This is a genomic window from Actinomadura sp. NPDC049382, from assembly GCF_040677125.1.
GTDB classification, from domain to species: domain Bacteria; phylum Actinomycetota; class Actinomycetes; order Streptosporangiales; family Streptosporangiaceae; genus Spirillospora; species Spirillospora geliboluensis.
The window spans coordinates 1-10795 of sequence record NZ_JBFARO010000194.1 but is presented as its reverse complement, the minus strand read 5'-3'; the positions used below and the strand labels follow the sequence as shown (position 1 = coordinate 10795).

10 protein-coding genes are annotated in these 10795 nt (G+C 74.8%); 7 read left to right on the top strand and 3 right to left on the bottom strand.

Features of this window, described 5'->3' with window-relative positions; all coding sequences use genetic code 11:
• The 4 genes from AB0K34_RS44355 to thiI form a co-directional block, all read left to right on the top strand.
• Nucleotides 1–810 (top strand): ATP-binding protein (locus tag AB0K34_RS44355; RefSeq protein WP_364554538.1); only part of this gene is annotated, 810 nt, incomplete at its 5' end.
• 24 nt (nt 811–834) lie between these two features.
• On the top strand, nt 835–1473 hold the full coding sequence (locus AB0K34_RS44350; protein ID WP_171069547.1) for a response regulator transcription factor: 639 nt from the start codon (nt 835–837) through the stop codon (nt 1471–1473).
• 398 nt (nt 1474–1871) lie between these two features.
• Nucleotides 1872–2897: a 6-phosphofructokinase gene (locus tag AB0K34_RS44345; RefSeq protein ID WP_138642145.1), complete on the top strand. Its 1026-nt coding sequence runs from the start codon at nt 1872–1874 to the stop codon at nt 2895–2897.
• 104 nt (nt 2898–3001) lie between these two features.
• On the top strand, nt 3002–4234 hold the full coding sequence (gene thiI, locus AB0K34_RS44340; RefSeq protein WP_138642144.1) for a tRNA uracil 4-sulfurtransferase ThiI: 1233 nt from the start codon (nt 3002–3004) through the stop codon (nt 4232–4234).
• Between the two features lie 192 nt (nt 4235–4426).
• Here thiI and AB0K34_RS44335 read toward each other — a convergent pair whose 3' ends face one another.
• The 3 genes from AB0K34_RS44335 to aroF all read right to left on the bottom strand — a co-directional run bounded on the left by AB0K34_RS44335 (nt 4427) and on the right by aroF (nt 7574).
• Nucleotides 4427–5329 carry a DUF5954 family protein gene (locus tag AB0K34_RS44335; RefSeq protein ID WP_301176257.1) on the bottom strand — a complete coding sequence of 301 codons (903 nt, stop codon included), beginning with the start codon at nt 5327–5329 and terminating at the stop codon, nt 4427–4429.
• A 53-nt stretch (nt 5330–5382) separates the two neighbouring features.
• Nucleotides 5383–6315 carry an EamA family transporter gene (locus AB0K34_RS44330; RefSeq protein WP_301176256.1) on the bottom strand — a complete coding sequence of 311 codons (933 nt, stop codon included), beginning with the start codon at nt 6313–6315 and terminating at the stop codon, nt 5383–5385.
• 212 nt (nt 6316–6527) lie between these two features.
• Nucleotides 6528–7574: a 3-deoxy-7-phosphoheptulonate synthase gene (gene aroF / locus AB0K34_RS44325; protein WP_301176255.1), complete on the bottom strand. Its 1047-nt coding sequence runs from the start codon at nt 7572–7574 to the stop codon at nt 6528–6530.
• A gap of 270 nt (nt 7575–7844) precedes the next feature.
• Here aroF and AB0K34_RS44320 point away from each other — a divergent pair, with 270 nt between their 5' ends.
• The 3 genes from AB0K34_RS44320 to AB0K34_RS44310 all read left to right on the top strand — a co-directional run.
• Nucleotides 7845–8468: a sulfite oxidase-like oxidoreductase gene (locus tag AB0K34_RS44320; protein WP_301176254.1), complete on the top strand. Its 624-nt coding sequence runs from the start codon at nt 7845–7847 to the stop codon at nt 8466–8468.
• Nucleotides 8469–8581: 113 nt separating this feature from the next.
• Nucleotides 8582–9904 (top strand): histidine kinase, encoded by a 1323-nt coding sequence (locus tag AB0K34_RS44315; RefSeq protein ID WP_364554534.1) that lies wholly within the window; start codon nt 8582–8584, stop codon nt 9902–9904.
• A gap of 76 nt (nt 9905–9980) precedes the next feature.
• Nucleotides 9981–10795 (top strand): LytTR family DNA-binding domain-containing protein (locus AB0K34_RS44310; protein ID WP_301176252.1); only part of this gene is annotated, 815 nt, incomplete at its 3' end.

Below are 10795 nucleotides of genomic sequence, written 5' to 3'. Positions count from 1 at the left end.
GGCGGGCGGCGGCTCGGCCTCACCGCCGCGCTCGTGCTGGCCGCCGCGAACCTGCTGGTCCACGCGATCGCCGGGACGAGCGGCGGCATCGGCAGCACGACCTTCAACGGCATTGTGCTGCTGGTGCTCGCCGGGCTCGTCGTGGGGCACGTCGTCCGGCTGGCGCGGGAGGCCGAGGCGCGGCTGGCCCGAGCGGTCGAGCTGGAGTCGGCGAACCGGGAGCGCGAGCGGCTGGCCCGCCGCATCCACGACTCGGTGCTGCAGGTCCTCGCCATGGTGCAGCGGCGCGGCGGCGAGCTCGGCGGCGAAGCGGCCGAGCTGGGCCGGCTGGCGGGGGAGCAGGAGGCCGCGCTGCGCGCCCTCATCGGCACCGCCCCGGCGGTCCCCGCACGGGCCGACGCGGCCGCCGACGCCGACCTGCGCCCGCTGCTGACCGCGCACGCGTCCACGTCCGTCACGGTCTCGACGCCGGCGACGGAGGTGCGGCTCCCGGCCCACGCCGCCCGCGAGGTCGCGGCGGCCGTCGCGGCGGCGCTGGACAACGTCCGGCGGCACTGCGGCGACGGCGCCCGCGCGTGGGTGCTGCTGGAGGACGGCGCGGACGGGGTCGCCGTGAGCGTCCGCGACGACGGCCCCGGCATGCCCCCGGGCCGGCTGGACGAGGCGGCGTCCGACGGGCGGCTCGGCGTCGCCCAGTCGATCCGGGGCCGCGTCGCCGACCTCGGCGGCACCGTCGCGATCGCCTCCGCGCCCGGCGAGGGCACCGAGATCGAGATGACCGTGCCCCGCCGCCCGGATCGTCCGGCTTAGGGTGTGAACGTGAGCCTGCGAGTCATGGTCGTGGACGACCACCCGATGTGGCGTGAGGCCGTCGCCCGCGACCTCGCCGAGGCCGGGCACGACGTGGTCGCCACCGCCGGGGAGGGCCGCGCCGCCGTCCGGATCGCCGCCGCCGCGCGCCCCCAGGTCGCCGTGGTCGACCTCCAGCTGCCCGACCTGAGCGGCGTCGAGGTCACCCGCCACCTCGCCGCCGCCGACCCGCCCGTCCGGGTGCTGGTGCTGTCGGCGAGCGGGGAGCAGCAGGACGTCCTGGAGGCCGTGAAGGCGGGCGCGACCGGGTACCTGCTGAAGTCCGCCGCCCGCGAGGAGTTCCTCGACGCCGTCCGCCGGACGGGGGAGGGCGACGCCGTCTTCACCCCGGGCCTCGCCGGCCTCGTCCTCGGCGAGTACCGCCGCCTCGCCGCCGCGCCCGCGCGCGCCGACGACGACGCCCCCCGCCTCACCGACCGCGAGACGGAGGTGCTGCGGCTCGTCGCGAAGGGGCTGACCTACAAGCAGATCGCGCAGCGCCTCGTGCTGTCCCACCGCACGGTGCAGAACCACGTGCAGAACACCCTCGGCAAGCTCCAGCTCCACAACCGCGTCGAACTCGTCCGCTACGCCATCGAGAAGGGCCTCGACCAAGAGGACTAGCCGGGGGCCGCGCGTCGGCCCGTGGGCCATTCGAGACGGGTGAGACTTTGCGCGGGCACGCCGCGATGATCTCGGCGCGGACGCGGCGCGGGAACTGGCGCTCGCCAGGGGTCCGGTGGTCATATGACGGCGAGTCCCCGCCGACGTCCCCGCACGGCCGCCGCGCACCACAGGCCGGGGGAGTGACGGTGCTGGTTCGCGGGTACGTCCGGGTCTTCGGACGGGTGCGTCCCACCGGCCCGCGCGTTGCGGGGTGAACGGTGTGCCGCCGCCCCCGGCAGCGGCTATGGTCTAGACCAATGGCGGCGCGCCGGGACGCCCGGACGCGCCGGCACCGTGGCCGTATGTTCGGGCCTGTGAATCGAGGGAGGAGCCCGGTGGCGGGAGAAGGAGACGGCATGCGCGTCGGAGTGCTGACCGGAGGCGGGGACTGCCCCGGACTGAACGCGGTGATCCGCGCGGTCGTCCGGAAGGGCGTGCAGGTCTTCGGCTACGAGTTCGTGGGCTTCCGGGCCGGCTGGCGCGGGCCCCTCGAAGGCGACACCGTGGCCCTCGACGTCCAGGCCGTGCGCGGGATCCTGCCGCGCGGCGGCACGATCCTCGGCTCGTCCCGGACCAACCCGGTCAAGGTCGAGGGCGGCATCGAGCGGATCAAGGACAACCTCGCCGGCCTCGGCGTGGACGCCCTGATCGCCATCGGCGGCGAGGACACCCTCGGCGTCGCGCGCGAACTGTACGCCAACGGCGTCAACGTCGTCGGCGTCCCGAAGACGATCGACAACGACCTGAACGCGACCGACTACACGTTCGGGTTCGACACCGCCGTCAACATCGGCATGGAGGCCGTCGACCGGCTGCACACCACCGCCGAGAGCCACCACCGCGCGCTGATCTGCGAGGTCATGGGCCGGCACGCGGGCTGGATAGCGCTGCACGTCGGCATGGCCGCCGGCGCCAACGTCATCCTCATCCCCGAGCGGCCCTTCGACATCGAGAAGGTCTGCCAGTACGTGGAGAGCCGGTTCAAGACCCGGTACGCGCCGATCATCGTCGTGTCCGAGGGCGCCCACCCGGTCGACGGGCAGATGCAGCTGCAGACCGGCGAGCGGGACGCGTTCGGGCACGTCCGGCTCGGCGGCATCGGCCAGGCCCTCGCCGACGAGATCGAGAAGCGCACCGGCAAGGAGGCCCGCGCCACCGTGCTCGGGCACATCCAGCGCGGCGGCACCCCCACCGCGTTCGACCGCGTCCTCGCCACCCGCTTCGGCCTCCAGGCCATCGACGCCGTCAAGGACGGCGACTTCGGCAAGATGGTCGCGCTCCAGGGCACCGACATCGTCCGCGTCGGACTGGACGAGGCGACCAAGGAGCTGAAGACCGTCCCGCTCGAGCGCTACGCCGAGGCCGAGGTCTTCTTCGGCTGATCCGGTCCTCCTGGCGGGAACACGTTTTCCAGGTCGCGGTGTTGCCCACTGTGGGCCACACTAGAAGCCCACCCCTAGACCTGCTCCCGCCAGGAGGATCACGCATGACCACGCTCGACACCGCGCCGGCGGACGTCCGGGAGCAGTCGCCGGTCGACGGCGAGCCGTGCGTGCTGCTCAAACTGGGCGAGGTCGTCCTCAAGGGCAAGAACCGCGAACTGTTCGAGCGCCGCCTCGCCGACAACGTGCGGCTGGCCGTCCGGCCGATCGCCCGCGTCGACGTCGTCCGCCGCCACGGCGTGTTCATCATCCGCAAGCACGACGCCGACCTGGCCACCATGGAACGCGTCGCGCAGCGGGTGACCGACGTCATGGGCATCGTGTGGGCGCACCGCGCCTGGCGGGTCGGCAAGGACCTCGCCAGCGTCGAGCGCGCCGCCCTCGAACTCATGGACGGCCGCACCGGCACCTTCGCCGTCCGGTCCCGGCGCCGCGACAAGCGCTTCCCGATGACCTCCACCGAGCTCGACCGGCACATCGGCGGGCTCGTCGCCGAGCGCTACGGCCAGCCCGTCAAGCTCAAGGACCCCGAGCACACCCTGTCCATCGAGGTCGACCGCGACGAGGTGTTCGTCTACTCCGGCGGGCTGCCCGGCCAGGGCGGCCTCCCCGTCGGGATGAGCGGCCGCGCCCTCGTGCTGATGTCCGGCGGCATCGACTCGCCCGTCGCCGCCTACCGCATGATGCGCCGCGGCCTGCGCGTCGACTACCTGCACTTCTCCGGCATGCCGTTCACCGGCCCCGAGTCGATCTACAAGGCGTACGCGCTGGTCCGCGAGCTGGACAAGTTCCAGGGCGGGTCCCGGCTGTTCGTCGTCCCGTTCGGCAAGGCGCAGCAGCAGATCAAGTCGTCCGGCGCGGACCGGCTCGCCGTGATCGCGCAGCGCCGGCTGATGCTGCGCACCGGCGAGGTCCTCGCCCGCCGGCTGCGCGGCGGCGCGCTGATCACCGGCGACGCGCTCGGCCAGGTGTCCAGCCAGACGCTCACCAACATCACCGCGCTGGACGACGCCGTGGAGCTGCCGATCCTGCGGCCCCTCGTCGGCATGGACAAGAGCGAGATCATGGACCAGGCGCGCCGCATCCGCACCCTGTCGATCTCCGAGCTGCCCGACGAGGACTGCTGCACCATGCTCGCGCCCCGCCGCGCCGAGACCAAGGCCAAGATCGACGACCTCCGCCGCATCGAGAAGCGCCTCGACGTCGACGAACTCGCCGACCACCTCGCCGAATCCGTCCAGGAGCACCGCCCGGTCTACGGCGACACCTCCACCTGACCCGCGCCCCTCAGCGTTTCATCGTGGGGGGCAACCCCCCACACCCCCCGCAAAGAGACGCCCGCTGAGTGTCCGCCCTCCGCTAGCGCTCCGGTCGGCCCCTCAGCGTTTCATTGTGGGGGGCAACCCCCCACACCCCCCGCAAAGAGCGGCCCGTTAGGGGCCGACCTCCGCTAGCGCTCCGGTCGGCCCCTAACGGGCGTCGAAGTCCGTGGGGCGCGGGGGCTCGGGGCCGTCCGGGCCCATCAGCGTGATCCGCTCGATGCGGACGATGCGGAACCGGCGGCCCGCCACCGCGATGCCGTTGCGGCGGGGCTCGGCCTCCAGCAGGTCCGCCGCCTCGGCGAACCGGGCGACGTCCGCGTCGGCCGGGCTCTCCACCGCCGGCACCACGTGCCGGAAATAGGTGATCAGCGCGTCGCGGGCCTGCCGCGGGGCGGCGTGCAGCCGGCCGACCGGGCGCCAGCGCCGCTCGCTGCGCTCGGCGACCGTGAACGCGGGCGCCAGCGCGACCGGGGTGAGGAACGCGCCGGACGGCTCGTGCCCCGCCGCCGCGGCCGCGTCCAGCACCTGGCACAGCAGCTCGGCCGCCGCCGGCTCGGACACCGGGCCGTCCTCGGGCAGCAGCTCGTACGGGCGGACGGCCGCGGCGCGCCCCGCACCCGGCCGCGGGTCCGGGTCCGTGGGGCGGGGCGGCTCCGGGCCGTCCGGGCCGGTGCGGACGAGCTGCTCGATCCGCACGATCCGGAACCGCCGCCCGCCCGCGGCGACCTCGTCGGCCGCCTCGCGCTGCACGGCGCGCGCGGCGGCGAGCAGCTCGTCCTCCGGCGCGCCGCCCGCGAGCGCCGCCAGGTCCTCCAGCCGGCCGGCCAGCAGCTCGCGGGCGCCCTGCGGCAGCGGATCGCACGGGCACACGACCTGCCACCCGCCCGGGACCCGCTCGGCGGCCGTGAACAGCGTGCCCACGGCCACGAGCTCCGGATAGGCGGACAGGGCGCGGCAGGCGTCCGCGAGCCGCACCGCGGCGACCGGGTCGACGCCGTCGAGGTCCTCCGGGAACAACCGCCCCCCGGCGTCACCATCGCCCATCGTCATGCCGGACATCATCCTCGCCGCGCCGGTTCCGGCCAATGGTCCAGACCATTTCGTTACCGCCGCGTTCTCCACCGGGCCGGTGCGATCAGCACGACCAGGCTCGCGGCCAGCAGCGCCAGCCCGGCCAGCGCGGCGCCGCCCAGCCGCTCGTCCAGCAGGACCATGCCGAGCACCGCGGCCACCGCCGGCTCCGCCAGCGTCAGCGTGGTCGCCGTCGTGGCGGGGGTGGTGCGCAGGCCGCGTGCGAACAGCAGGTAGCCGCCGCCGGTGGTGACCACGCCGAGGTAGAGCGCGATCAGCGCGCCCGACCCGGTGAGCAGCCACCCCGACCCGGAGGACAGCACCGGGAGCAGCGGGACGGCCGCCGCCGCGAACAGCGCCCCGGCGACCGCCCGGTCCTCCTCGCCGCGCCCGATGAGGACGGACGCGACCGTCGCGTACCCCGCGTACGCCAGCCCGGACAGCAGCGCCAGGGCGATGCCCACCGGCTCGACGCCGGCGTCCCGGCCGCCGCCGATGAGCAGCGCGCAGCCCGCGACGGCGCCCGCGGTCGCCGCCGCCCACCGGCCGGTCGGGCGCGTCCCGCGGGCGAGCAGCCCGATCACGCCGGTGAAGGCGGGCGCGCTGCCGATCGTGACGACCGTGCCCACCGCCACGCCGGTGCGGCCCGCCGCGACGAAGAACGCGGTCTGGTACACCGCGATCGCGACCGCGCCCACGCCGACCAGCGGCAGGTTGCGGCGGTTCCCGAGCAGCCGCCGCAGCCCGGCGCCCCGGCGCGTGCACGCCGCGAGCACCAGCAGGACGGCGCCGCCGATGACGATGCGGATCGCGGCGACCGAGAACGCCGACGCGCCCTCGGCGAACGTGCGGACGGTCCCCGTCGTCCCCCACAGGGACGCCGCCAGCAGGACGTCGGCACCGCCGCCGGACCGGGCGCGGGCGGCCCGTCCGGACGCATGCCGGAGGAAGGTGTGCTGTGACACTGAGGCTCCTGACCTCGAATCGGACGAAGAAGATCCGGATTCGGGGCGCAGGAGGACGCCGGCCGGGCGCGGGTCCGCGCCGGGCCGGGGTCAGAACTCGCTACGAGTGCGGTCGCCGCGCCCCGTCAGGAGCGCGGCGGCCCGCAATCGGAAACCCAGTACGCCACACGGGGGACGATACCGTCCCGTGCCGGGCACGGGTCGGGCGGGACTCAGGCCGGGACGGCGTCGGGGTCTTCGGCCTGGGTGAGGGCGCGGTCCACCAGCGGGGGCAGGTCGCGGACGAGCTTGGCCAGTTCGCGGAGGTCGCCGTCCACCAGGGCCTGCGGGCCGTCGCAGAGGGCGGTCTCCGGGTGCGGGTGCACGTCGATGATCACGCCGTCGGCGCCGACCGCGATCGCGGCGCGGGTCAGCGGCAGGACGAGGTCGCGGCTGCCGCCCGAGTGCGACGGGTCCACGATCACCGGCAGGTGGGAGAGGCGCTGCGCCACCGGGACCGCGGAGATGTCGAGGGTGTTGCGGGTGGCCTTCTCGAACGTGCGGATGCCGCGCTCGCACAGCACGATGTCGAGGTTGCCGCGCTGCGCGACGTACTCGGCGGCCATCAGCCACTCCTCGATCGTCCCGTTCATGCCGCGCTTGAGCATGACCGGCTTGCCGGACTCGCCCGCGGCCTGCAGGAGGGCGAAGTTCTGCGCGTTGCGGGTGCCGATCTGCAGCATGTCCGCGTAGGAGGCGACCAGTTCGACGTCGCCGGCGTCCACCACCTCGGTGACGATCGGCATGCCCGTCTCCGCCCGCACGTCCGCGAGGATGCGCAGGCCCGCCTCGCCGAGGCCCTGGAAGGCGTACGGGGACGTGCGCGGCTTGAACGCGCCGCCGCGCAGCAGCGTCGCGCCCGCGGCCTGCGCCATCTGCGCGGCGCCGAGGGTCTGCTCCGGGGTCTCCACGGCGCACGGGCCGGCGATCAGCGTCATCGTGCCGGGGCCGATCGGCACGCCGCCGACCCGCACCACCGAGCGCTCGCCGTGGTTCTCCCGGCTCACCAGCTTGTAGGGCGCCGAGATGCGGATCACGTCGGTGACGCCGCGCATCCCGCGCAGGTTGAGGGTGCCGAACTGCTGGACGTCGCCGACGAGCCCGACGATGGTCCGCTCCACGCCGCGGCTGACGAAGGCGTCACCTCCCGCCGTCTCGACCAGTGAGACGACGGCCTTGATATCCGCTTCGTTGGCCTCCGGGGCCATGACGACGACCATGCGTGTGCTGCCTCTCCTGTTTCGCCCGGAACCCCGGTGGGCCCCGCGGACGACCCCTGAAACAGAGAAAGCCCCGGGCCACTGGGCCCGGGGCTTCTCGTTCCGTGGTCTGTCAGCGCAGCGTCTGGCAGACCAGCCGCCCGGGCTGGCCGTACCAAAAGAAATAGACGACGTTGCGCACGGGCCCAAGCGTATCCGATGCGCGCGGCGGCCATTCGCACCGCCCCCGAATATGGCTCAGCTCACGCCGGATGGCAGGATGGCCGCGTCATGACCCACCCCGAGAACTCCGCACCGCAGCCGCGGGACCTGCCGCCGGGGCAGTACGTCCCCCGCGGCTGGCCCGTCCTGCACTACGGCCCCGTGCCGAAGTTCCGTCCCGCGGACTGGGACTTCCGGGTCTTCGGCGCGACCGAGTCCGGCGGGCAGCACCGCTGGACCTGGGACGAGTTCGACGCGCTGCCGAGGACCGGGGCGGTCTCCGACTTCCACTGCGTCACCAAGTTCACGATCCCCGGCAACGAGTGGGAGGGCGTCCCCGGCACGGCGATCGTGGAGCTGGCGCCCCCCGCGCCGGACGTCACCCACGTGATGGTCTGGGCCGAGTACGGCTACAGCGCCAACATCCGGATGAGCGACTTCCTCGCCGACGGGACCATGTTCGCCACCCACCACGGCGGCGAGCGGCTGACCGCCGACCACGGGTTCCCCGTGCGCATCGTCGTCCCGCACCTGTACGCGTGGAAGAGCGTGAAGTGGGTCCGCGGCGTCGAGTACCTGGTGAAGGACCGCCGCGGCTTCTGGGAGGAGCGCGGCTACCACAACGTCGCCGACCCGTGGCGGGAGCAGCGGTACTCCTACCAGGAGGACGAGGGCGAGTCCCCGCCCCTGTGAGAGGGCGCCGGGGCCGTGGCACCGGACGCGCGGCCGGGTGTGGCCTATCCGAGACATTCGTAAATGGGCAACGACCGGACCGCCGGGGACGGTAGACGTTACCGTAAGTCGTCATGGTCCTACCGTCCGTCGCAGATGCCGCGGTCCACGCCGCGGCCGCCGGCGCCGCCTCCGAGGTCTGGGCGCTGCGCCGGTGGTTCCGCCTGCCGCGCCGCGCGCCCGCCGACCCGGCCGAGGAGGCGGCGTTCGCGGCCCTGGGCCTGATCGCGCGGGCGTCGCCGCCGCTGCGCGCCGGGCTGACCGGCGAGGCCGCGCGGAAGGCGGCGCGCGAGCTCCGGCCGCTGCTCGGCGCCGAGGCGGTCGCGATCGTCGCGGTGCGCCCCGAGGACGCCGCGGGCGGCCCCGGCGGTGCGGCGGGCGGTGACCCGGTCCGGGTGGCGCCCCGGCTGCTGGCCTGGGACGGCGCCGGCGGCGGCGCCCACGCGGCCGAGGCCGTCGGGCTCGCGGTGCCCGTGCTCGCGTCCGGCCGCCCGAGGGCCGGCGCCCCGGAGCCGGTCGGCTGCGCCGATCCGCACTGCCCCGTCCTGGTCGCGCTGACCGCGCCGCTCACCGTGGCGGGACGGGTCGAGGGCACGCTCACCGCGTACTGGCGGAGCGTGACGGCGGCGCGGATCCGCGCCGTCGGCGAGGCCGCCCGGTTCGTCGCCGGGCAGCTGGAGCTGGCCGAGCTGGACACGGCCCGCGTCCGGCTCGGCGAGGCCGAGACGCGGGCGCTGCGCGCCCAGATCTCCCCGCACTTCGTCTACAACTCGCTGACCACGATCGCCTCGTTCGTCCGCACCGACCCCGCCCGCGCCCGCGCCCTGCTGCTGGACTTCGCCGACTTCGCCCGCTACTCCTTCCGCGACGGCCGCGACTTCACCACCCTCGCCGACGAGCTGCGCTCCATCGACCGCTACCTGCTGCTGGAGCGGGCCAGGTTCGGCGAGCGGCTGAAGTGCAGCGTCGACGTGGCGCCGGAGGTGCTGCCGGTCGCGGTCCCGTTCCTGGCCCTGCAGCCGCTCGTCGAGAACGCCGTCCGGCACGGCATGGCGGGGCGGCGCGGGCAGTTCCACATCGCGATCGTCGCGCGCGACTCGGGGGCGGAGGCCGCGATCAGCGTGGAGGACGACGGCGCCGGCATGGACCCCGAGCGGCTCCAGGAGATCCTGTCCGCGCCGGTCGGCCGGCCCGGCCCGACCGGCTGGGGCAGCGTCCCGGCGCGGCCCCGCCGGGACGGGCGCGGCGACCCGGGCATCGGCCTCGCCAACGTCGACGAGCGGCTGCGCCAGGTCTACGGCGACGACTACGGGCTCACCGTCGAGACAGCGCTCGGCGCCGGAACCAAGGTCAGATTGCGCGTTCCGAAGTGCCGCCCAGGGGTCTTTCCGGAGTGACGCCCCGCCCCTCGGCGCGACACTCACTTCTTGGAATCGATTGCGGACGGACGGTAATCGCGGCAAAGTCGCCCTCATGCTCCACGTCCTCGCCGTCGACGATGAACGCCCCGCATTGGAGGAACTGGCCTATCTCCTCCGCCAGGACCCGCGGATCGGGCAGGTCACCGGCGCGGGGGACGCCTCGTGCGCGCTCCGCGACCTGAGCCGCATGCTCGTGGAGGGGGAGCGCCTCGACGCCGTGTTCCTGGACATCCGGATGCCGGGCCTCGACGGGCTCGACTTCACCCGGCTGCTCACCGGGTTCTCCGCGCCCCCGCACGTGGTGTTCGTGACCGCGCACGACGACTGCGCCGTCACCGCCTACGAGCTGGGCGCGCTCGACTACCTGCTGAAGCCGGTCCGGCCGGAGCGGCTCGCCGAGTCGGTGCGCCGGGTCGCCGAGGCCGTGCACCGCACGGCCCCGCCCGCGCCGGAGGGCCCCGCGCCCGACGACGAGCTGATCCCCGTCGAGCTCGGCGGCCGCACGAGGCTCGTCTCCCGCCGGACGGTGACGCACGTGGAGGCGCAGGGCGACTACGTCCGGCTGCACACCGCCGACGGCGGGTACCTGGTCCGGATGCCGCTGTCGGCGCTGTCGAAGCGGTGGGAGACCGCCGGGTTCATCCGGATCCACCGCAGCACCCTGGTCGCGTCCGCGCACATCACCGAGGTCCGGTTCGACGGCGGCCGCGCCGCCGTCCGGATCGGCGACGAGCTCCTGCAGGTCAGCCGCCGGCACACCCGCGAGGTGCGGGACCGCCTGGTCCGCCGGTTCCACCACCCGGAGGAGGACCCGCCGGACGGCGGCCCGGCGGGGGGCGGCGCGGCGGGGGAGGCGGGCGATGGGCG